The 19,510-nt window shown below is 65.2% G+C and carries 27 protein-coding genes; 9 read left to right on the forward strand and 18 right to left on the reverse strand.

Annotation, left to right across the window (positions count from 1 at the left end):
• Positions 1 to 6 precede the first annotated feature (6 nt).
• The 17 genes from AAG816_RS11530 to AAG816_RS11610 form a co-directional block, all read right to left on the reverse strand.
• A complete protein-coding gene (locus AAG816_RS11530) occupies positions 7 to 699 on the reverse strand; it encodes an HK97 family phage prohead protease (protein WP_341989767.1) in 693 nt (230 codons plus the stop codon).
• Positions 696 to 2,036 (reverse strand): phage portal protein, encoded by a 1,341-nt coding sequence (locus AAG816_RS11535; RefSeq protein ID WP_341989768.1) that lies wholly within the window; start codon positions 2,034 to 2,036, stop codon positions 696 to 698. The genes AAG816_RS11530 and AAG816_RS11535 overlap by 4 nt, the downstream gene beginning before the upstream one ends.
• Positions 2,033 to 3,613 carry a terminase TerL endonuclease subunit gene (locus tag AAG816_RS11540; RefSeq protein ID WP_341989769.1) on the reverse strand — a complete coding sequence of 527 codons (1,581 nt, stop codon included), beginning with the start codon at positions 3,611 to 3,613 and terminating at the stop codon, positions 2,033 to 2,035. The genes AAG816_RS11535 and AAG816_RS11540 overlap by 4 nt, the downstream gene beginning before the upstream one ends.
• A gap of 171 nt (positions 3,614 to 3,784) precedes the next feature.
• Positions 3,785 to 4,345, reverse strand: coding sequence for a phage terminase small subunit P27 family (locus tag AAG816_RS11545; protein WP_341989770.1), 561 nt, complete (start codon positions 4,343 to 4,345; stop codon positions 3,785 to 3,787).
• Positions 4,346 to 4,507: 162 nt separating this feature from the next.
• On the reverse strand, positions 4,508 to 4,702 hold the full coding sequence (locus tag AAG816_RS11550) for a hypothetical protein (RefSeq protein WP_341989771.1): 195 nt from the start codon (positions 4,700 to 4,702) through the stop codon (positions 4,508 to 4,510).
• Positions 4,703 to 5,019: 317 nt separating this feature from the next.
• On the reverse strand, positions 5,020 to 5,886 hold the full coding sequence (locus tag AAG816_RS11555; RefSeq protein WP_341989772.1) for a hypothetical protein: 867 nt from the start codon (positions 5,884 to 5,886) through the stop codon (positions 5,020 to 5,022).
• 320 nt (positions 5,887 to 6,206) lie between these two features.
• Positions 6,207 to 7,625 (reverse strand): primase-helicase family protein, encoded by a 1,419-nt coding sequence (locus tag AAG816_RS11560; RefSeq protein WP_341989773.1) that lies wholly within the window; start codon positions 7,623 to 7,625, stop codon positions 6,207 to 6,209.
• 92 nt (positions 7,626 to 7,717) lie between these two features.
• A complete protein-coding gene (locus AAG816_RS11565) occupies positions 7,718 to 9,457 on the reverse strand; it encodes a DNA cytosine methyltransferase (protein WP_341989774.1) in 1,740 nt (579 codons plus the stop codon).
• Entirely contained in the window at positions 9,457 to 10,095 is a 639-nt protein-coding gene (locus AAG816_RS11570) for a GcrA family cell cycle regulator (protein ID WP_341989775.1), read from the reverse strand. The genes AAG816_RS11565 and AAG816_RS11570 overlap by 1 nt, the downstream gene beginning before the upstream one ends.
• On the reverse strand, positions 10,080 to 10,502 hold the full coding sequence (locus AAG816_RS11575; protein ID WP_341989776.1) for a hypothetical protein: 423 nt from the start codon (positions 10,500 to 10,502) through the stop codon (positions 10,080 to 10,082). Before AAG816_RS11575 ends, AAG816_RS11570 begins: the two co-directional genes overlap by 16 nt.
• Positions 10,487 to 11,713 (reverse strand): CHC2 zinc finger domain-containing protein, encoded by a 1,227-nt coding sequence (locus AAG816_RS11580; RefSeq protein ID WP_341989777.1) that lies wholly within the window; start codon positions 11,711 to 11,713, stop codon positions 10,487 to 10,489. The genes AAG816_RS11575 and AAG816_RS11580 overlap by 16 nt, the downstream gene beginning before the upstream one ends.
• On the reverse strand, positions 11,710 to 11,922 hold the full coding sequence (locus AAG816_RS11585) for a hypothetical protein (RefSeq protein WP_341989778.1): 213 nt from the start codon (positions 11,920 to 11,922) through the stop codon (positions 11,710 to 11,712). Before AAG816_RS11585 ends, AAG816_RS11580 begins: the two co-directional genes overlap by 4 nt.
• Complete coding sequence (locus AAG816_RS11590; protein ID WP_341989779.1) at positions 11,919 to 12,146, reverse strand: hypothetical protein; 228 nt, start codon at positions 12,144 to 12,146, stop codon at positions 11,919 to 11,921. The genes AAG816_RS11585 and AAG816_RS11590 overlap by 4 nt, the downstream gene beginning before the upstream one ends.
• A 2-nt stretch (positions 12,147 to 12,148) precedes the next feature.
• Entirely contained in the window at positions 12,149 to 12,352 is a 204-nt protein-coding gene (locus AAG816_RS11595; protein ID WP_341989780.1) for a hypothetical protein, read from the reverse strand.
• The gene (locus AAG816_RS11600; RefSeq protein WP_341989781.1) at positions 12,352 to 12,831 is read right to left on the reverse strand and encodes a hypothetical protein; all 480 of its coding nucleotides are present in this window, start codon (positions 12,829 to 12,831) and stop codon (positions 12,352 to 12,354) included. Before AAG816_RS11600 ends, AAG816_RS11595 begins: the two co-directional genes overlap by 1 nt.
• A 63-nt stretch (positions 12,832 to 12,894) precedes the next feature.
• Positions 12,895 to 13,473 (reverse strand): hypothetical protein, encoded by a 579-nt coding sequence (locus AAG816_RS11605; RefSeq protein WP_341989782.1) that lies wholly within the window; start codon positions 13,471 to 13,473, stop codon positions 12,895 to 12,897.
• Positions 13,470 to 14,156, reverse strand: a complete 687-nt coding sequence (locus AAG816_RS11610; RefSeq protein WP_341989783.1) for a hypothetical protein — start codon at positions 14,154 to 14,156, stop codon at positions 13,470 to 13,472. The genes AAG816_RS11605 and AAG816_RS11610 overlap by 4 nt, the downstream gene beginning before the upstream one ends.
• A gap of 348 nt (positions 14,157 to 14,504) precedes the next feature.
• On the opposite strand from AAG816_RS11610, the gene AAG816_RS11615 reads away from it, so the two are divergent.
• Positions 14,505 to 15,116 carry a S24 family peptidase gene (locus AAG816_RS11615; protein WP_341989784.1) on the forward strand — a complete coding sequence of 204 codons (612 nt, stop codon included), beginning with the start codon at positions 14,505 to 14,507 and terminating at the stop codon, positions 15,114 to 15,116.
• A gap of 13 nt (positions 15,117 to 15,129) precedes the next feature.
• On the opposite strand, the gene AAG816_RS11620 is transcribed toward AAG816_RS11615, so the two are convergent.
• Complete coding sequence (locus tag AAG816_RS11620; protein ID WP_341989785.1) at positions 15,130 to 15,573, reverse strand: hypothetical protein; 444 nt, start codon at positions 15,571 to 15,573, stop codon at positions 15,130 to 15,132.
• Between the two features lie 148 nt (positions 15,574 to 15,721).
• Here AAG816_RS11620 and AAG816_RS11625 point away from each other — a divergent pair, with 148 nt between their 5' ends.
• The 8 genes from AAG816_RS11625 (at position 15,722) to AAG816_RS11660 (ending at position 19,509) form a co-directional block, all read left to right on the forward strand.
• Positions 15,722 to 16,228 carry a hypothetical protein gene (locus AAG816_RS11625; RefSeq protein ID WP_341989786.1) on the forward strand — a complete coding sequence of 169 codons (507 nt, stop codon included), beginning with the start codon at positions 15,722 to 15,724 and terminating at the stop codon, positions 16,226 to 16,228.
• 2 nt (positions 16,229 to 16,230) lie between these two features.
• Complete coding sequence (locus AAG816_RS11630) at positions 16,231 to 16,509, forward strand: hypothetical protein (protein ID WP_341989787.1); 279 nt, start codon at positions 16,231 to 16,233, stop codon at positions 16,507 to 16,509.
• On the forward strand, positions 16,506 to 16,688 hold the full coding sequence (locus AAG816_RS11635; RefSeq protein ID WP_341989788.1) for a hypothetical protein: 183 nt from the start codon (positions 16,506 to 16,508) through the stop codon (positions 16,686 to 16,688). Before AAG816_RS11630 ends, AAG816_RS11635 begins: the two co-directional genes overlap by 4 nt.
• Positions 16,685 to 16,900, forward strand: coding sequence for a hypothetical protein (locus AAG816_RS11640; protein ID WP_341989789.1), 216 nt, complete (start codon positions 16,685 to 16,687; stop codon positions 16,898 to 16,900). Before AAG816_RS11635 ends, AAG816_RS11640 begins: the two co-directional genes overlap by 4 nt.
• Positions 16,897 to 17,556, forward strand: a complete 660-nt coding sequence (locus tag AAG816_RS11645; protein ID WP_341989790.1) for a hypothetical protein — start codon at positions 16,897 to 16,899, stop codon at positions 17,554 to 17,556. Before AAG816_RS11640 ends, AAG816_RS11645 begins: the two co-directional genes overlap by 4 nt.
• Before the next feature lie 2 nt (positions 17,557 to 17,558).
• Positions 17,559 to 17,903, forward strand: coding sequence for a hypothetical protein (locus AAG816_RS11650; RefSeq protein ID WP_341989791.1), 345 nt, complete (start codon positions 17,559 to 17,561; stop codon positions 17,901 to 17,903).
• Between the two features lie 37 nt (positions 17,904 to 17,940).
• Positions 17,941 to 18,873, forward strand: a complete 933-nt coding sequence (locus AAG816_RS11655; protein WP_341989792.1) for a DUF2303 family protein — start codon at positions 17,941 to 17,943, stop codon at positions 18,871 to 18,873.
• A gap of 189 nt (positions 18,874 to 19,062) precedes the next feature.
• On the forward strand, positions 19,063 to 19,509 hold the full coding sequence (locus AAG816_RS11660) for a TerB family tellurite resistance protein (RefSeq protein WP_341989793.1): 447 nt from the start codon (positions 19,063 to 19,065) through the stop codon (positions 19,507 to 19,509).
• The last annotated feature ends 1 nt before the right edge of the window (position 19,510 follow it).

Below are 19,510 nucleotides of genomic sequence, written 5' to 3' on the forward strand. Positions count from 1 at the left end.
TAATCCTCAGGAACGAAGGAGCGAGCCGAGGGCCGCCTTCAGATTGGACAGGGCCGCGTCAGTGACGGCCGGTGCATCACCTGGACCATCGGACTCCCTCCGAATGGCTTTCGCATAGCCCACAGAGGTGATCTGTACGGCCATGGATTTGGGGATCCCTGCCTCGCGCAGGATATCCTCGAATTCATTGGGCGGCATGGGGTCGCCATCGCGCAGGCGACGGGCGAACTCCTGCCAGCGCTCGGACTTCACGCCGGTGACGCTGGCCCGCGTATTGGCGGGGAAGGTCACCACGGAAATCTCCATGAGGCTCAATTCCTTGAGCCGCACCACGGCGCCGTCCGGCTCGGACTTGACCACATGGTAGCCGATGGACAGGCCGCGCAGGGCGCCGGCCTTGAGCAAGGCATAGGCGCTGCGGGCCTGCGGCACGTCAAGCACCAGGCGCCCGGTGCCGGTCAGGCCCTTGGCATCCTCGGACAGGTCTTCCCACACGCCGATGGGCTCATCTGTGTTGTGCTGCCACAGCATCACCGGCGCGCTCTTGTCCTTGGCATGGCGCGCCAGGGACTTGGCGAAGGCGCCGGGCTCGACGATCTCGCCATGGCTGTCCACATTGCCGAACACCGAGCCGTAGCCGGTGAAGGTGCCTTCATCGGTCAGGCCCTTCACGTCCAGCGGGCAGAATTTCCGTTTCATGCCGATCCATCCAGGCTTGGGCCGCCATGGCCGGTCAAGGTCTTCACGCGGTCGTCAATGATCTGGTCGATGCCCAGCAGGTTCATGAGCGCGGAACGCACCTGCTGCGCGCCGCCGCCGGCCGCCAGATTGGACAGGTCATCCAGCAGCGCCATGTTGGATTGCACCGTGAGCGCCGCCGCATTGCCGCCGCGCTTGGGCAAATTCTCTTTCGAGCGGATCTCGTCGCGATCCATGATCCCGTTCTGGGCAAAGGTGTTGTACAGCGCCGCCCGGCCCTGACTGTCGGCGCGCAACAGGCCTTCGAGGTTGAATTCCGCATAATAGCGGGTGCGATCGGTCGGCAGCAGCAGCTGCTTTTTGATCGCCTGTTCAATGCGGGTCAGATAGGGCCGCAGGCTGAAGGTGAGGAACCCGATCATCTGCTGTTCCAGGCCCGTCCCCCAGCTGGTGGACTTCTCGGTGTGGCCGATCATGAACGGCGGCACCCGGAACCAGCGGCAGATTTCTTCCACGTGGAAGGCCCGCGTCATCAGCAGCTGCGCGTCTTCCGGGCTCATGCCCACCGGCTGAAACTTCATGCCGGCTTCCAACACCATGAGCTTGCCGGCATTGCTGGAACCCATGAACCGCTCAAACACACCTGAGATTTCGGCACGCTGTTCTTTCGTGAGCTTTGGCACGCCGCTATCGATAAAGCCCGATAGCTGCATGCCGCTGCCCAACACCTTGGCCGTGGCTTCATCCGCCGCCATGGCCGCGCCCATGGACTGGCGGGCGTAGCTGATCGGTGACAGGCCGGTGTCGCCACCGACACCGAAGCCGCGCAGATGGAAGACATCGTCTTCGTCCATCACTTCGGTCTGGCCATCGCCGGAATAGCGATAGATGCGGCGGCCATCGGCATCGCGCTTCACCGTCACCCGATCCGGCTTCAGCGGCGTAAGCCCGACCAGGCGCGTGCCGATCTTATCCTTGCGGGCGTAGCCATTGCCCGCCAGGCACAGGCAGGCGGTCATGCCCTCCCAAAATTCGGCGGCGGTCTGGTCTGCATTCGGGCTGTCGTGCAGCACCTCATACAGCGCATGATCGCGCGCCACCGAGCGGTCATCCCCGGCGCCGCGCTCGAACAAAGCCAGCGGCAACGTGCCGATGGTCTCCGATAGTAGCCGCACGCACGACCACGCCACCGACAATTGCATGGCGGTGTCCGGTGTCACCACCTTGCCGCTACTGGACGCACCGCCGGCCATGCTGACGCTGATCGTCCCGCCGGGATCCGGACGGCCGGACAGCTTGGCGCGGCGACGGCCGAAGATGCTATCCCACAGGCTCATCCGACCATCACCGCATTCTTGAGGAAGTCATCCAGGTCAACGGTGCAATCAGGGTTGGCCATGGCGATGCCGAGGGCCATCACCGCCGCCACGATCCCGTCGATGCGTTCAACCGCCTTGTTCTTCACCGGCTTGATGTTTCCGGCCGGATCGGTCTCCACCGGCGCCACCTGGGCATGCCGGCGCAGGACCGGATGGCCGCCATGGTGAAAGCCGTTGCACAGCACCAGGCGTTCCAGCTCCTTCGAGGGCGCGGACATGGATGCGAACCCCTGTCCGAACAGCGCCACCGGCAAGCCCTCCTGTTCCAGTCGCACCGAGGTTTCCACCGCGTTCCAGCGGTCGATAGCGATGCCGGCTTCATGCGGCTTGCGGTTCAGCTTGCCAACATTGGCGATCTTGAACTGTTCCGCATCGCGGGCGATCTGCGCGCGGATGTATTCGTAATCGACCACATTGCCCGGGGTGGTCAGCAGGGCCGGCGGCCCGGACCGGGGCTTAGCCCATTGTTCATAGGGCAGCTTGTCCCGCGCCGCGTGCGCCCGCAGCAGCGCCTGCGGCTTGAAGAATCGCGGCAGTGCGACCGGAACGTCCAAGCCGTCCTGCGCCGGGAACCACCACACCAGCGCCGACAAGTCGCCCACCGCGGACAGATCGAGCCCGCCGAAACAGGTCTTGCCCACCAGGCGCGCCGCCAGGTCCTCCCAGCCGATGGCCCCGCGACAATGATCCCAGCCGAAGCGGTAGCCATCGTCATCCACCGCATCGATGGGCAGCCAGCGGGTGGCGGTATCGGTCCAGACGTTGAGCTGGTAGCGCTTGAAGTCATTCTCCAGGCGCGGGATCTGCTGGGCACGGCGGCACTCGGTCGCCATGGCGTCCAGCTTTTTCGACTTGCCGAGATTGGGATTCGCCTTGGCCCAGATGGCCGGGGCGGTCCAATCGTCATCCTCTTCGGCGGCGTAAATGACCACCAGGGTTTCCGGGTCGGGCAAGGTGCCGTCGCGGATCTTCAGGCACTCATTCCAGATCTCTTCGCCATAGCCGCCCTTGGTGCCGGCGGTGCTGATCAGGAATTCCAGCGGCTGGCGCCGGGCGGTCTCGCTGTCGTGCAGGAAGCCGTACAGTTCGCCCGATGACCATTCGTGGATCTCATCGCCCACCAAGCCGGAGACGTTATAGCCGTGCTTGCCCTTGGAGCGGCCGGACATCGGCTTAAACGACGCATTCAGCGTGGGGCAGAAGATCGATGGCTCGAAGCACTCCAGCCACTGCGGCAGCGTGTTGGACCGGCTCACCATGATCGACGCCTTGTCGAACACGATGCGCGCCTGGTTCTTGTCGGTGGCGATGGAATAGACCTCGCCGCCCTCTTCCGCGTCGCCCACCAGCAGCAGGATGGCGATGCCCGCCGCCATCTCGGTCTTGCCGTTTTTGCGCGGCACCCAGACGTAGCAGCGCCGATAGCGGCGGGTTCCGTCCGCCCGCTTCCACCCGAACAGCGGGCGGATGATGTCGCGTTCCTGCCACCCTTCCAGCACGAACGGGCGGCCGGCCCATTCGCCGGTGGTGAGCACCAGGTGTTCCGGGAAGAACTCTACCGCCTTGCGCGCGGCGGACTCATCAAACCAGTATTCATCCTCGCGCCAGACCTTGGACTGTGCGTCCCATGTTGCCGCCGGGCCAACGCCGGCTGGCCGCCGCCTGGGGCGCGAACGCCGGGCGGGGCCGTTAGCAACTGCCACCCGTTATTGCAGCACGCCGATGGGCGAAGATGCCTTGGGCGGCTGCGGGTTGGTCTTGGCCGATGCCGGGGCGGACGGCGCCTGCCCCTGGCCGCTGAACAGATCGCCAAAATTGGTCATGGCGGCACGCTGCACCATGATGCGCTGGCGCTCCGCCGGGTTGAGGCCGAACCGATCCTCGGTCGCCGCAAGCTGCCGCTCCAGCCGATCCGCCGCCATGAACTCCGGCGTCAGGCGGCGCATGGTGCCGTGGGCGCTTTCAGTGACGTAGGATTCCCCGGTCTCATCGAGCGCCACCTGCATCTTGAGCCAGCGCGCGAAGTTGCGGCAGTAGCGGCCGAACGCCTCGGAATCGGTCTGGGTCAACAGGCGCATGGCGACCAATTGCGGCGCCCGCCGTTCCCAGATCGCCAGGCCGTCACCCTTCAGCCACGGCGGCGGAATGATGCCGTTCGCCGGCGCCGGCGCAAGCATCTCCGGATCGGCGCCGATGGGGCGACGGCTCGGATTGCCCTTGGCGCGCTTGACGCTCGCAGGCTCAGGCTTGGGACCGGGGCGGCTCATGGCGATGTTCCATTTTCCCTTGCTGGCACAAAAAAAGTTCTCCCAAACCCGCGCCCAAACACAAGTGTTTAGGACGCCGGTCCGCGCGGTGGGGCTGGGGACTTTCGACCCACCCCCTGCCCAGGCACGTTGCGGCGTGAGCGATCGATCAATCTGACATGCTCAGGCGCCCTCGCCTGTCATCGCCCGCGCATCGGGGCTGTCGAGGCGCAGCGCGGCGGCACCGATGCGCCCCGCGTCATAGGCCGCCTCAAGCCGTTGCTTGACCACGTCGTGATGCCACTTGCAGCAGGGTTGCCAGTTGTCCGAATCCCAGAACAGCACACGGTCGCCGCGATGCGGGATGACGTGATCCACCAAAGCCGCCGGCACGATGCGCCCAACTGCATCGCAGCCCAAGCACAGCGGATGCTTGGCCAGATAGCCCTTCGATGCCTTGGCCCATGGACGGTTATAGCCACGGGAATGGGCAGAGCCACGCCGATCATCATATTCGCGGTTGGCTTGCTCGCGACTGCGATGGGTGGACGGCCGGAACGTGGCGGGAAGGTCAGGCGTATCTGCCTCCATCCATCCACGCGACCAGCAACCGGGCAAAGAAAAACCCGGTGGCCGTGTGGCACCGGGTTAGCTGTTTATCTGTGACTAGAGATGCACCAAATTCATACCGCAAGTCAAGCGGCGTCTGCATCTTTCTTTTGAGCGGGTGAACAAGACAGGATCAGCGCCATGCCCACGCCCCGTGAGTCGTCATCCCAGGGCCGCGCCGGACGGTCGAAGGCCTCAAGGGCGTGGGCCTCAAGCCGGGGCCGCAGCACGGCGCAGAGGTGGCGCAGCGCGCCGTGCCACAGCTCATATTCCGCCCGCTCCGTGATCAGCGAGACGGGATCAGGGACCAACCGCATTTTCTGATAGGCGCCACGATACGGACGGCCGCAGCGCCGGTCATAGCCATCCACCTCGACGCTGGTGACCACCGGCCCGAAGGCGCCGGCCTCGGTCACGCATTCGGTCAGGAACCAGCGCGGCTTGCCGTTGTCATAGGTCAGGGGCTTGGCCACAGGCGCCTCGCCTTCCCAGCACGGGGCGCCGCCGCAGATGGCGTGCCGCAGCACCAGGGACAGCACCGGACGGCGCATGCGGCGCACGACGCGGCTGGAGCGCTCATTGATCCGCACATCCGTCACCAGCCCATCCAGGGCGCGGCGCACCGCCTCACAGCCCTGCGCACCGTGCGCATCAAGCCCAAGGCCGGGCGACCAGCCATCCGGCGCCAGGAACAGCGCGCCTTCCAGCGTGGTCACCGCCTGAAACACCGCCACCGCGTCCGGATGCGGCTCGCGATCGCTGTTCGAGGGCGGCACGCCATAGACGTTGCGCACGTCGCCGTCCTGCACGCTGGTGCCCAGCTTCTGCCAATTGTCATAGACCTGCCAGGCGGGCATCGGTTCCGCCGGACACGGGCGGGCATTCACCTCGCCATGCTGCAGCTCCTCCAGATAGGCCCAGCGCAACAGGCCCTCAATGCCGATGGTCTTCATGCCCTATCTCCTGCCCCAACTGCCCCAACTCGGTTTCCAAGATGGGGCGCGAAAATCATCAGTGTTTCCAACTCGTTGCCCCATCTGCCCTAACTGCCCCAACTAAATCCGCAAATCGGCCAACCGAGAGAGGGGCCTTCGCGGCAAATTTGCCCTTTCGCCCCCTCACGCGCACACACGTACGCGGGAAAAAGATGGGGCAGATGGGGCAGATAGGGCACCGCGTTGAAATCGTTAGATAAAAGTGCGCCCCATCTTTGCGGCGCCCGCATCGAAGTTGGGGCAGATGGGGCGCTTCACCCCTTCAAGCCCGGTCTCTCTCACGCCTCGGGTGCATCAACGGGCGAGCCATCGCCCCAATCCACATCCTGGCCAACCTCTTGCACCCAGGCCGCGCGGCACACCGCCAGCGGCGGCAGGTGGTAGCACCACACGCGCTTGACGATGCCGGGCTGGTCATCCACCTGGCGCTTGCTGCGCATGAGCCGTGGCACCAGCTTGGCGAGCTTCATGCCGAAGGCCACCTGTTCGCTCTTGCGGCGCACGCCCACCTTGTCCGCCTGCAAGATGTAGTCTTCGAACATGGCATTGACGGCGATGGGGTCGGCCGGCCACTCGCTGCCGCCCACGGTGGCGTTGCCCGATACGAGCCGCTCGAACCACCAGCTTTCCACCGTGTCCAGTGAGCGGATCTTCTGTTCCAGCAGCGCCTTGGTGCGCGGGATCTTCCGCAGCTCCACATCGCTCAGATCGAAGTGCAGCAGATCATGCAGCAGCGCCTCGCGCCCGCCGGCATCCAGTTCCTGATCCATCTCCCGGAAATACTCGATATTCTGGGCACAGCGCGGGTTCACGTCGAGAACGCAGAAGCGCCGTTCGTCCTTGCCGGCCGGAATCACCCAATCCTCATTGGAGGTCATGAGCAGCCGCACATAATTGTCCAGCCGGATGGGATCGATGCCCTTGTTCTCGATCATCTGGAATTTGGAGGTGATCAGGCCCTTGAGCCGGCCTTCCGCCGCCTTGTCACCCGCCCACACCGCCTCTTCCGCTTGCAACAGCAGGCAGCTGGCCATGTGGGCATTGAAATTCCCGGTGACATAGCGCGGGTCATCCACGGCGAAGTAATGAGCGCCGATCAGCGAGCCCATCACCTCGCCCACCTTGGTCTTGCCGGTGCCCATCTTGCCGCGCATCACCAACGCCGTGCCCACCCGCTCCCGCGGGCGCTGCACCAGATGGGCGAACCAGCCGAACACCCAGCGATAAAGCTCGGGATCGCCTTCGCAGACGTTATTCAGCACATGGTCAGCGAAAATGGCATAGCTGCCGCCCGGGCGCGGCGTCACTGAGAATCCCCGCCACAAATTGAGATAACCCGTCGTTCCCGCCTCCCCCGTGGCGGTGGGAAAGAACTCGATCCCCGCGAACGCCCGGCGCTTCTTGTGCTTGATCCAGCGGGCCGCATAGGTGGTGCCCTTGATCTTGCCATCCGGCCCACGCACCTCGGTGAAGGTGTTGGCGAACCAATGGCCAAACGCCTCGATCGACAGAATGCGCAACCGATCCTCGATCGGCCCGCGCGCCTGTTCCCGCACGATCACCGCCTTGGAACCCATGAGCACCAGGCCCCATTCCTGGTTCATGGCATCCACGTCAAAGCCATTGGCGCGCGGCCCCGCTTCGCCATCGGGCTCATCATCCGGCGGCGGCGCGGCCAATTCATCGGTGAGCGACACAGGGCCATCAGCAGGCTGGGAATCGATGGATCGCTGTAGGATCGCCGCGACGGCTGCGAGGCCGGACGCGGGCACGTGTGGTGTCGGCTCGGTCACTCTGCCGCCTCCGCAAAGGCCGCGCGGGCATTGCATTCCGACAGCAGCCGGATCATGCGCGGCGGCACGCTGTTGCCCACCAGATGGTATTTCTCGGTCTTGGTCAGGCTGCGGGTCTTGCCGTCTATGGTGATCTCGCTGGGCAGCGCGCCAGGCGGGAAGCCATGGGCGGCGGCGCCCTCTTCCGGCTCCAGCATGCGGCTGCCGATATCGGCGATCACCATCGCCTTGCCGCCGACTGTGACTTCCACCAACCCATAGCGGGCCTTGCCGGTCAGAGCCCCCAGCGGCGCGCGCACGTCGTCGTCCTGCTTTCCAGAACCGAAATAGTGCTGGAGAAAGCCAAGGATCAGATGGCCGTGCGGCTTTGCGGTGACTGCCGAAAGCGGCTCTTCCGCATCGCGGCCACCGGGACTGCGGCCGCGCATATCCGCCAATGTGGCCGCAACCACACCGGCATGGCAGCCGCCGGCGGTGATGGTGGCCACAGGTTCCCGCGCGGCGCGGCCGTGGGTGTTCGTGCCGTGCAGGGACAGCAGGGAACAGGCGACGACGCCTTGCTGCGCGCCGGTGGTGGTCAAGGCCGAAACCGGCTCTTGCGCACCCCGCACATTCATGCCGGCCCGGGGGCCGGAATTGTGCTGCGCCAGGAAGGTGGCCACCAGAGCATGCTTTCCACCACCGGCCACTTGCGTGCCTAAGGGCTGCTGCACATCGAGGGACCGGGGCGCCTGCCCCTCCCGCTCGCCATATCCAGCTGTCACGAGCGTGGGCACCACCACCGACAACTCGCCCCGGTGCGCCGTGGTCAAGGTGCGCAGCGGTTCGGCCAATGAGTGAACGCGATCGGTGCCGGAATGGGTGATGGGCGCGATGAACGGCTTTCCGGCCTCGACCACATGGCGCATGACGCCGCGCGCGATCCGCCGCAAGGTCGCCTCCGCAAGCGGCTTGGGCCGCCCGAAGATCGAGCGCACCGGCAATGACCAGTCAATGATCGTGTGCGCACCGATCCACGGCTTGAGCCCCAGCCGCTTGGCATCCTTGCGCGGCGCATGGGTGCGCACCGGCCACACCGCCGGCGATCCATCCGCCTTGGCGACGCCGAACAGGCGCTTGCGAATGGTCGGCACGCCGTAGTCCGCGCACACCAGCACCCGGCTTTCAAAGCTGAAGCGCAGCCCGCGCATGTGCCGTTCCCAGGCGCGCCAGATCCGGCCCTTGTGCCGCGGATCCGGCACCAGCCACTGGTCTTGCACCGGCACGCGCTCCCCCTTGGCTGCCACCGTGCCATCCAGGCGCAGCACCCGCCCGGTGGCCGGGTCGCGCTTGGCGATCAGCGGCCCCCAGCTCATGATTTCGGAGACATTTTCCAGGGTGATGATTTCGGGGCGCACCGTGCCCGCCCATCGGCAGATCACCCAGGCCAGAGACCGCCGCCGCTTGCTGACCGGCTTGCTGCCCTTGGCCACCGAGAAGTGGGTGCAATCCGGGGACGCATGCAGGATGCGCACACCGCGCGAGCCGCAGACCTTCCGCGGATCGGCCTCGAACACGTCGCAGCGCAGGTGCCGGGTGTGCGGGTGGCGCCGCTCATGCACGGCCACGGCGACAGGATCGTGGTTGATGGCCACATGGACATGAAAGCCCGCCTGCTCCAGGCCGTCGCAGCCGCCGCCCATGCCGGCGAACAGCACCACCGTCATGCGGTTGTCGAGATTGAACGCCGCGCCCATCACTCTGCCTCGCCCATCAACTCGAACAGATCCGCCTCGGGGGCTTCCTCGCGCGGGGGGCGCGCCAGGGTGCGGTCGCCGGGGATGTAGGGATTCATCGGCTTGGCGGGCTGGTGCGCATCCTTGCGATGCGCCGCGCAATAGGGCGCGCCATCCACCCGCTTGCAGCCGCAGACGCGCAAGGTGGCGCCGGCGCCGGACAGCGGCCAGGAACAGGCATCCTGCGGCGCCAGCCGCAGCAAATAGCCGCCCGCCGGCACGGTGCCGCGCCGGGGATGGGCGGCGCGGAACGCCAGAAAGCCGCACACCAGCTGCGCATCCACCACCGGACGGGCGGCGGCGGGCACGGGCACAGGCGGCGCGGCGACCGCCTTGGGCGCCACCGGCGCCGATGCCTTGCGCAGGCGCTTCGGCGCGGGGCTCACGGCGCGATCAGCGCACAGCGGCGCGACCGTCACTTTCCGCCCCGACATCAGCCCAAGGCGATGCATCTTGCCGATCACCGCATTGCGGGTGAAGGCGAACCCCACTTCCGCCAAGGCGGTGCGCGTCTGCGATGCCGTCCGGCCGGCCGCGAAGCACACCCGCAGCAGATCCACCGCCGCCGGCGGCCACGTCTGCCTCACTGTGTCCGACATAACGCGGCCTCCGCTTGCTCGCGCGCCAGCAAAGCGCGCAAGGTGGCCTTGCCGGCGGGCGTGAAGAACCAGCCGCATTCGCGCTGGCACACCAAGGCGACGGCGAAAGCATCGAGCTTGCGGCGCATGTGGCAGAGATGAACCAGCAGGTTCTTCTCACACGGCAGATCACCGGGCCGGTCGCCATAGAGCGCCAGTTCCAGCTGCTCACGGCTGGCGATCTCCCGCGCCATCAGCACGCCGAACAGGCGGCCCTGCGCGGCAGTCAAGCCCAGGCAACGCGGCACCGGCGCCGGATCGCGCAAGGCCGCTTCCAGCACGGATATACGCTCGCGCAACAGCGCGTTTTCCAGTTCCAGGCCCGCCAGCCGATCCACGCCGGCCGTCGTGCTCACTCCGCTGCGCATGGCATCGCCTCCATCAACATATCGTTGAAATCCTTGCCTTCCGGCGGCCACGCCACCGTCACCCAGCGGCCTGGCACCGTATGGCGCTCCACCGCGCGCTGCATGGCGCACCGGGTGGCGAACGGGTCAGAGTCGCCATCCGCCAGCAAGGTCAGATGTGTGATGCTGTCCGGCACGCACATCACCGGGGCGGCCATGTCCGCCACCGGCCCCGGCACCCGCCAGGCGCGGTTGCGCCCGGCCGTGTCCGGGTGGGTGATGGTGGGATGCGGCACCGTTTCCAGCGCCCGCCCGGTGAGGTTGCCCAGGTCCACCCCCACCGCGAATTCGCAATCGGGATGGATGCCGCCCACCCGCAGCAGCGCGGTGCGCGCCGCCGCCACGGTCTCGATCCCCTCGCCGGCGAACGCCCGGCGCGGCGTGCCGCTGGCGGCCGGCGCCAGCAGAATGCGCCCGCCCTTCTTCGAGCCGCGCACCTTCTTCGCGGGCAGCAGTTCGCCGGTGTCCGGGTCCACGATCACCGCCTTGCCCTTGGGCTGGGAGAGATCCAGCCAGGTGCAGTGCAGGCCGCGAAACAGCCCCTGCGCATCGGTGATCGCCGCCAGCATGGCCGGGCCGCGATGAATCAGCCGGGGCCGCTGGCGGGCGCGGTCATCTTCCGCCTGCCCATGGAAATAGGGCACATCCGCGCCGAAGCGCAGCGCCTTGCATGGGCGCGGCAGATCAAGCCCGCGCCGGGCGAAATAACCTGCCAGCATCGGCGCGGCGTGGGCCTTGGTCGCCGCATCCCACAGCACCTTGAGGTGGCCGCGCTCGCGCTCGCGATAGCTGGCGGACTGCGCCTCGCGCTCCGCTTCCAGCCGTCGGCGCTCACCTTCCCGCCGCGCCAGATCCTCCGCAGAGAGGCGCGAGCCTTCCCCGCGCGGCGGCGCCCGGCCGGTCAAGGTCTCGCAGGCGGCCAGGAAATCCGCCCCGTCGAGATACTCCACCAGCGCGATGGCATCCCCGCCCCGGCCGGAGCCGCGGCACAGCCACACATCCTTGCGCGGATTGACGCCGAAGCGATCATCGCCGCCGCATACCGGGCATGGGCCGGCATATTCCGTGCCCGCCTTGCGCAGCTTGATGCCGCGCCGATCAATCAGCGCCATCACCGAGACATCGCGGGCATCCTGCACCCAGGCGGACAGGTCGGTTGCGGTGGTGGTCATGATGCGACCCCACGCGCGAGATCAACAGCCTCAAGTATCGCCTTCAGCTGCGCCAGATACGCTCTACTCGGATCGATGTATTCCGGCGCCAGAACCCACTGGGCAAGGTTCCGCTCAACCGCCGCAATCTCGCGCTCCAGGAGCACTGGCAAACACCCGGAGGTGTACAGGTCCGTCTTGATCACGATCGGGAATCGGGTGGTAGTCATGCGGCCCGCCTCATCTCGCGCTTGAGGGCATCCAATTCTTGGTTGGTCCAGATCCGGCCATTGGCCGCCACGCCCGCCAGAGCATCGGCCACCCGGCGCGGCGAAAGCCGCAGCAGGCGGCCGATCTCGCGCGTGCCATAGCCGCGCTTCGCCATGGCGCGGGCGGCCACCGCACGGCGGCGGTAGCGGCTGGAGAGGTGGATGATCAGGACCGGGCGGCGCATGGTCAGCCCTGGTCAGCCCGGACTGCCGTGAGCATCTTTCGAAACATCTCCAACGATGCTTCATCCGGGGCCTGCGATGTGGTGCACATCACGGCCGCCACATACATGATCGCCCCGAGCGCCACCCCGGCATCCTCATGGCGCACCGCCGCAAGAACATCCGGCGCCAACTCCATCATGCGGTCGGTATATTGTGAATTGTCCATCACGCCTCTCCCACCGCATTGAGCCGCCGCTCGGTGACGGCGATGGCATCGGACAGGCGGGACAGCCGGGCGCGGATCTCGCCGCGCTCGCGCGGGGTCAATTTCCCGTCCGCCAGCGACACCGCGTAAGTCTTCATCACGTCCGAATGGCTGGCGGTGAGCGCCAGCAGGTCGCCCAATTCGCTGCCGTCCGTGTCCTCGCTGCCATCCACCGGCACCAGGCGGTGGCCGGTCAGCGCCGCCAGAGCGCGGGCGAACACCGGCACCTGCGCGGTGAATTCCAGCAGGAACACCACATCCAGCGGCATGAAGGTGTCATAGTCGCCACCCCAGCGGCTGATGGTGCCGGCGCTCGCGCCGGTCAGCTGCTCCACCCGCTGCGGCCCGGTGGATCCCGGCACGGCGGCGGCCAACACGCTGGCGCGGGTGGCGGAATTGATGACGGCTTCCATCCCGTCCGGTAGCGAAACCTTGGCCACGAAAACCTCCCTCGGGTTTTTCATTCACAACGGGCGTTGGCGGTGTGAAGGTTGACTGGTCAGTCAGTCGCGCTGATCGGCGGCGGGAGAGGATGAGTCATGGATGAAAGAGAACCGATCGACATGGCCGGGTTCGCGGCCGACGCCGCGCTCTACCGCAGCTTCATGCTGCACGCGGTGAGAACGCTCGCGCGGCGCATCGCCGACATCGACCCCGCCGCTCAACTCTTCCTCTACGCCTTCGCTGAAAACGCGCTCCCAGAGGCCAGCAACAGCATGGCAACGGATCTGGCCCTCAGGCAGGAGCTCGAGATGCTGGCCGCCGAGATCCACCGCCTGGCCCGGAGCGTGGGCCCACGCTCGAAACACCCCCTCGGGAGTGACGGCGGCGGCGCGGACCAGCAGGCAGGCATAGCCCCGAGCCATGTGCAGCGCGGCCCGAAGGTTTGATAGCGGCACATGCCGGATCACCACATGCAGCGGAACATCCACCCGCAGGCACCCTTCGGCCACGGGCAAGGTCTCCTGCCCCATCACCGCCGCCAGCTCGCGCACCAGAATTTCGCGAGCCTCCTTTTCAGCTTCAGCGCCGGGCATGAACTGGCGCAGGTCGCGCCACATGTCATCGAGAGGATCGGTCATGATGCACCGCCCCGGCGTGCGTCATGCTGTTTGACCGCCTCAACCACAAGGCGGTCAAACAGGGCTTTCGCCTTGGCATCTTCCCCGGCGCGGATGAAAACCGCCATGGCCGCGAACGGGCGCGAACGCACATCATGCACCGCCGCCCGTACGTGGTGCTCCATCTCTTTTTTGACGAAGAAGCTTACGAAATAATCCTCCGGGCTCAGCCCATCCAGATCGGAAAGCGTCAGGCCATGAAACCAGCCGAAACTGTTCAAGACCTTGAGATCCAGATGCGCGGACAGATCCTCGCCCTGGAGATGATCCTGCTCAGCATCATCCGCGACACGCCCGGCGCCGGTGCCGCTCTCGGCTTTGCCCTGCGCGAGGTGGGGGACCGGGGTCCGCACTGCGTTGCGCTCCAGCAGGAGCAATGCCCGGAACATCTTGCGGCCCATATCCGCGAAGCGGCGTTCCAATGCCTCTCGGAGCTCAGCGCCCTCTCCCCTGTCGGGGCGCCAAGCGTAGACGTCGGGCTCCCGGACGGGCCCCTTGGAAGCTGATGCCCCCATGCGGTTTGCGCCGTCCGGCGCCGCCGGGCGGCCCATCCACAGTTCGAGGAACCGGAGGGCATGCGGGCCGCCCGCGAGGCGCGGACCAAGCAACCCGTGAAGCCAGGCGCTAAACGCTGAAGTGCTCATGATGCCACCTCGGTTTCGGTAGGAGCCTGCGCCGCTGGGCGGTCCACGCCTTCGGGCCATTCGGCATCGGCGGGCCAGTTGTCGGACAGCCAGCGCATGGCGCGCTCAAGTCTCCGCGCGCCAATATCCCCACCCGATCGAATTACGGCAATCCGCTTACCGTCCGTGAACAGACGGCCTGAAAGCGTAGCCTCCGCGCAGCCTTTGGCTCCGCAGTAGGTACTCACAACAAGGAGAAGGTGATCAATGGATGTCATGGCGAGATGGACTATGCGGGATATGTCCCGCGCCTGTCAACGGGATATGTCCCCCTCGCATGCGAAGCCTCAGGCAGGAACTATCCCGCCCATGAACACGGCAATTTTTTCACGCATTAAATCGCGCATCGACGCGCTCGATCTGACCGAAGCCGCGGTTTGCCGCGAAGCTGGTGTCGGGCGTGATGCTATTAGGGACATCCGTCGGCGGCCACATATCTTGCCGCGGATAGATACCCTCGCGGCCCTTGCTGGCCCTTTGAAAACAACTCCTGAGTGGCTAGCTTTTGGACGCGGCGAAGAGTTGAGCGCTGGAGACCAGGTTTTAGAGGTTCCCCTAGTTTCGTGGGACACAGCTGCCGGTTTCGTCGAAGCCCCAATAAGTCATGCAGCCAACGTCGGTAACAGCCTACATCTCTCCGACCTTCCCCATGGGCGCTACATTGCACTTACGATCGACGGCGATTCGATGAACGAAGTGGCAGCGGAAGGCTCTATAATTGTCGTGAAAATAGACACAAATGAACTTTGTGATCGCAAATATTACATAATAAACATAGATGGAAGCACTCTATTTAGGCGCTTTCGATCCGAACCAGCACGACTTGAACCAGCTTCTTTCAACCCAAAACATGAAACAATATTCCTGAAAGAAAATGCAACACCAATTGGACGGGTGGTCCTGGCGTTAAATTACATTTAAATGACCAATCTCTCTATTTCTTTTTCAGTCTTTCAAGAATTAACGCCTCCTCTGGGCTAAGCGAACCTGCTTTAGATTCGCAAATATCTACAAGATACTTATATTGAGGCATCTCCTTATCATCGCTCCTAAACACTGCAAAGCGACGTACAGTGTCGTAAGCAAATGATTGCATCCCAATATATGCGCCCATTCTGTTTTTAGAGTTTACGGAGCCGCAGACAATTTGTGCGTTCGACGTGGACACGTACTGCATTTCATTGAATTTTGCTGAATATGGGTCGAATAAACGGTCTGAGACAGCGCGACGAGCGGAGATAAAACTTGCGCCGTTCTCACGGAAGTACAACGCAATGTCTGTGACGTAATATGATCCGCCCCACTCACTGAGAGAGTGCTGCACGAATAGGACAGAAGCTGCACCTATCATTGGTCCGATGATCCAAGCTTTGTGCATCGCGCCCCCGAAACCCTGAGTTAGTAACCTAAGGATAGCTCGCACGGTCTCGGGCACTTACGCGAGCGGGATATGTCCCACTTTCTCGCTTGACGCGGGATATGTCCCGCACTAGCGTCCCCTCATCAACCCGATGGGGGCCGATCCCGTGACAGCCGCAACCGCTGAAGCCCAACCAACCCTTGCCGCGCGCTTCAAGCCGGGCGATGTGGCGCTGTGCACCTGTTCCAGTGCGATCGGGCGCCCAACAGTGCCGTGCCTGGCCGGCGACATGCTGCTGACCAAGCCGGTGATCAGCCCCTCGACGCAAGGTCAGGTGAGCGGCGTCAACGTCAATCACCTGTATTTTGTGGATCTGCCGCAGCCGGTCATCCCGGCCCACGTGAAATTTCTGGGCGCCGTTCCGCTGATCTGCCTGAGTGGCGTTAGCGGATACTATTTCGAGTGGCGCTTCAGCCGCGTCGAGACCCGCAGTCTTTCCACCCTCATTACCGCCGACGTGGTGAAGATGGCCAATGCCATCCAGGCCGTGCGGCGCACCTCCGAAGTTGGCCTCTGTACCGTTGAAGCCCTTGAGGCCGAAGGCTTTGGCGTCGCGGAAATCATCGAATACGGCTCCACCGCTGCAGCCCTTGCCACCCTGGTGTGGGGCTGATCATGCACCCCTTCATCGCCCCACCCACCGAAACCCCGCTGCCGCTACTGGCGGATCTGGCATGGCACGCCAGCTATGACCTGTTGGAGGCGACGCGGGCCGGGGATCGGCATAAGGCCACCATCCCCGCCGCGTGGCTGAATTCCACCCGCGAGCATCCCAATTGCACCCCGGCCCTGCGCCGCATGGCCGGCCACGCGCTGGAGATCGGCATGGCCGCATTCGGCGGCACCGCGCCCCGGTTTGAGCCGCTGCAATCCTGCGACGGAGAGAGCGCATGAGCCCCCTCGCCTATGAGGCCGGCCGCATGGCGGCGCAGGTGGATGGCCTGGATGGCGGCGCCTGCACCGCCGTGCAGGTCACCGCGCTGGTGGTGGCCACCATTGTCCTGGCGCTGGCGGTGCGCGCCACCACCGGCACCCGCCGCCCCACCTATCGCCACCCCGGAGACGCCGCATGAAAATCCTGCTCGGTTTCATCGGCGGCACCGCCATTGCGTTGGCCGTGATCGCTTACTTCGACAGCGCGGCGGCAGCGGCAGCCCAATTCGATGCGATGTTCAAGCTGTGCGTCATCCCCATGGTGGTCGGCATGTGCGCCGCTATCGGCGCGCGCATTGGTTGGGATGCGGCTGGTGAGGCGGCCCCGCGCAAGCCGGGAGACGCCGCATGAGCCCCTACGCCTGGATCCAGACCAGCCGGGGCAGGGCGCTCGATCTGCTGCGCCCCACCCCCGCCGATATCGACCTGTTGGGCGAGGTACCCGATGTGCTGGCGCGCCTGCCGCGCTTCGGTGGCCATGTCTCTGCCGGATGCTATTCGGTGGCTCAGCATTGCACGCTGGGGGCCGATGCCATCCTGCGCGATCCAGTGGAGCGCGAGCGTGGCGCCGTGCAGCTGGCGCGGGCCTTTCTCCTGCACGATGCGCATGAATTCGCCTTGGGCGAATTCACCACCCCGGCGGTGGAAGCCTTGGGCGCCCATGTGGGGCGCATCAGCGGGCTGGGGGAGATGGGCGCCAAAGTGTTTCGCGGCGCCCTCGCCACCCTGAAAGCCGATCTGGACGCGGCCATCTACACCGCCGCCGGCATGCCCTGGCCGCTGCCGCCGGACCTCGCCGCCCGGGTGAAGGACTGGGATCTGCGCATGCTGCTCAGCGAGCGCCGCCAGTTGATGGGGCCGGCGCCGCGCCACTGGCATCCGGCGGTGGAAGCCGCCGAACCCGCCCGCATCAAGGGCCGCATCAGGATCGAACCTTGGCTCATGGCCGCCGACAAATGGCGCCGCATGTGCCGTGAGCTTTTCCCCCACCTCGCTGCCCAGGAGTGACCATGGAACGCAATGAACGCATCGTGCGAAGTTTCACCCAGGCCTTGGGCCTGCTCAATCGCGGCAAGTTTTCCGAAAAGCTGGATGCCGAATTGGGCCGGGCGCTTGAAGCCCTGGAACAGCATCCGGAAGAGAAGGCCAAGGCCACCCTCACCGTGACCCTGGAACTGACCAAGCTGGGCGACAAGGTGGATATCAAGCCCACCTGCAAGCTCAAGCCGCCGGAAGAGAAGGGCCTGCACAGCACCACCTTCTGGCCGCTGGAAGGCGGGCTTTCGGTGCAGCACCCCAGCCAGACCGACATGTTCGCCGGCCCCCGCGACGCATCGGCCCGCGTGAGCGGCTGATCATCGTTCGCTTCATTTTCAACCGAGAGAGAAGACCATGACGCCTTCCACCTTCCCCGATGGCGATGCCGTCGAAATTCTTGTGGGTCTTGGCCGCGACGCCACCACCCCCGAACTGATCATGCTGCCCACCAAAGGCCTTGGGCCCGGCCTGCCTGATCAGGTTCCAGTGCTGTTCAACCGGCAGAAACAGACCATCATCCCGGTGCTGGAGCACATCGAGGCCGCCCGCCCGCCCATGGAGCGCAAGGGCACCGCCAAGGTGGAAACCCTGTCCACCTTCATCGCCCTCACCAATCGCCACAAGGATGACGGCAGCGCCATTTTCGCCGCCACATCCTGGCCGAATCCCAAGCTCACGGCGGTGATCGACTATCACGGTCTAGAGCGCGAAGCCCGGTGGGGCCGGCACCGGATCGAATACACCTTCCCGCTCACCGAGGAATTCAAGGCCTGGATCGGCTTCAACAGCAAGGAAATGTCGCAGGAGATCTTCGCCCACTTCCTGGAAGATCATGCCGCGGAACTTGCGGCGCCGCTGGATGGCGAGAAGAGCGAGTATGAGCCCAAGTTCAAGGCCCGCTTTGCTTCGCCCAACGAGCTGATCGACCTCTCGCGCTCGCTGGAAGTGAACGTCGGCGGCAAGGTGAAACAGGGCACGCGCCTGCAGACGGGCGAACGGCAGGTGATCTTCACCACCGAGCACACCGGCCCCAATGGCGAGCCCATCGACATCCCCGGCATCTTCATGCTGTCGGTGGCGCCCTTCATCTCCGGCGATGCCGAGGTGCCACCGGTGCGCATCCCCGCCCGCATCCGCTACCGGATCAAGGGCGCCGACATCACCTGGTTCTATGACCTCTATCGCTGGGAATTCTGGCTGCGCGAGCGCGTGCAGCAGGATCTTGCCCAGGCCGCCACTGAAACCGGCCTGCCCGCCTATGAAGGCGCGCCGGAAATGGCGGGCTGATCCCATGTGGCTCGCCGTCATCAATAACCTGCCGGAACTGGCCACCGGGCTGTGCTGGACCGGCGTCACCTTCTGGCTGGGCTACCGCTTCGCGCTCTGGCGCAAGGCGTAGCCCAGGAGAGGATTCCGCAAACGACCCTTGCGGCTGGGGCTCAGCCGCACCCCCTCCCTTCTGTTTGGAGACTTCCGATGTTTGGAGCACTGAAGAAAGCATTCAAGGCCGGCGCCAAGGAAGTGCAGGCCGATTACTCGCACAACAAGGACTATCTGGAAGCCGTCTGCGCGGCGGCCGCCCTGGTGGCCAATGCCGATGGCGAGATCGAAGACAGCGAGCGCTCCAAGGTGGAGCGGGTGCTGTCCTCGCATCCGGTTTTGAGCAAGATGTATCAGCAGAACATCATCGCGCAGACCGCCGAAACCATGTTCAAGCGGGCCAAGGATGCCAGCGGGCGCCAGGCGCTGGCGCGCGAACTCGATGACATCAAGGGCCGCGATGACGGCAAGATGGCCGAAGACGTGTATCTGATCGCCCTGGATGTGGCGAACGCCGATGGCGAACTGGAGCCGCAGGAAGACGCGGTGCTGAAGAAGATCGCCGCCCGCCTCGGCGTCGATCCCACCCGCTTCGAGTTCTGAC

Source organism: Azorhizobium sp. AG788, from assembly GCF_943371865.1.
Taxonomy (GTDB): domain Bacteria; phylum Pseudomonadota; class Alphaproteobacteria; order Rhizobiales; family Xanthobacteraceae; genus Azorhizobium.

Coding starts and splice junctions, on each gene's coding strand:
- AAG816_RS11530 (WP_341989767.1), bottom strand. CDS start 699: ATGAAACGGAAATTCTGCCCGCTGGACGTGAAGGGCCTGACCGATGAA.
- AAG816_RS11535 (WP_341989768.1), bottom strand. CDS start 2,036: ATGAGCCTGTGGGATAGCATCTTCGGCCGTCGCCGCGCCAAGCTGTCC.
- AAG816_RS11545 (WP_341989770.1), bottom strand. CDS start 4,345: ATGAGCCGCCCCGGTCCCAAGCCTGAGCCTGCGAGCGTCAAGCGCGCC.
- AAG816_RS11555 (WP_341989772.1), bottom strand. CDS start 5,886: ATGAAGACCATCGGCATTGAGGGCCTGTTGCGCTGGGCCTATCTGGAG.
- AAG816_RS11565 (WP_341989774.1), bottom strand. CDS start 9,457: ATGGGCGCGGCGTTCAATCTCGACAACCGCATGACGGTGGTGCTGTTC.
- AAG816_RS11570 (WP_341989775.1), bottom strand. CDS start 10,095: ATGTCGGACACAGTGAGGCAGACGTGGCCGCCGGCGGCGGTGGATCTG.
- AAG816_RS11575 (WP_341989776.1), bottom strand. CDS start 10,502: ATGCGCAGCGGAGTGAGCACGACGGCCGGCGTGGATCGGCTGGCGGGC.
- AAG816_RS11580 (WP_341989777.1), bottom strand. CDS start 11,713: ATGACCACCACCGCAACCGACCTGTCCGCCTGGGTGCAGGATGCCCGC.
- AAG816_RS11585 (WP_341989778.1), bottom strand. CDS start 11,922: ATGACTACCACCCGATTCCCGATCGTGATCAAGACGGACCTGTACACC.
- AAG816_RS11590 (WP_341989779.1), bottom strand. CDS start 12,146: ATGCGCCGCCCGGTCCTGATCATCCACCTCTCCAGCCGCTACCGCCGC.
- AAG816_RS11595 (WP_341989780.1), bottom strand. CDS start 12,352: ATGGACAATTCACAATATACCGACCGCATGATGGAGTTGGCGCCGGAT.
- AAG816_RS11605 (WP_341989782.1), bottom strand. CDS start 13,473: ATGACCGATCCTCTCGATGACATGTGGCGCGACCTGCGCCAGTTCATG.
- AAG816_RS11610 (WP_341989783.1), bottom strand. CDS start 14,156: ATGAGCACTTCAGCGTTTAGCGCCTGGCTTCACGGGTTGCTTGGTCCG.
- AAG816_RS11615 (WP_341989784.1), top strand. CDS start 14,505: ATGAACACGGCAATTTTTTCACGCATTAAATCGCGCATCGACGCGCTC.
- AAG816_RS11620 (WP_341989785.1), bottom strand. CDS start 15,573: ATGCACAAAGCTTGGATCATCGGACCAATGATAGGTGCAGCTTCTGTC.
- AAG816_RS11630 (WP_341989787.1), top strand. CDS start 16,231: ATGCACCCCTTCATCGCCCCACCCACCGAAACCCCGCTGCCGCTACTG.
- AAG816_RS11635 (WP_341989788.1), top strand. CDS start 16,506: ATGAGCCCCCTCGCCTATGAGGCCGGCCGCATGGCGGCGCAGGTGGAT.
- AAG816_RS11640 (WP_341989789.1), top strand. CDS start 16,685: ATGAAAATCCTGCTCGGTTTCATCGGCGGCACCGCCATTGCGTTGGCC.
- AAG816_RS11645 (WP_341989790.1), top strand. CDS start 16,897: ATGAGCCCCTACGCCTGGATCCAGACCAGCCGGGGCAGGGCGCTCGAT.
- AAG816_RS11650 (WP_341989791.1), top strand. CDS start 17,559: ATGGAACGCAATGAACGCATCGTGCGAAGTTTCACCCAGGCCTTGGGC.
- AAG816_RS11655 (WP_341989792.1), top strand. CDS start 17,941: ATGACGCCTTCCACCTTCCCCGATGGCGATGCCGTCGAAATTCTTGTG.
- AAG816_RS11660 (WP_341989793.1), top strand. CDS start 19,063: ATGTTTGGAGCACTGAAGAAAGCATTCAAGGCCGGCGCCAAGGAAGTG.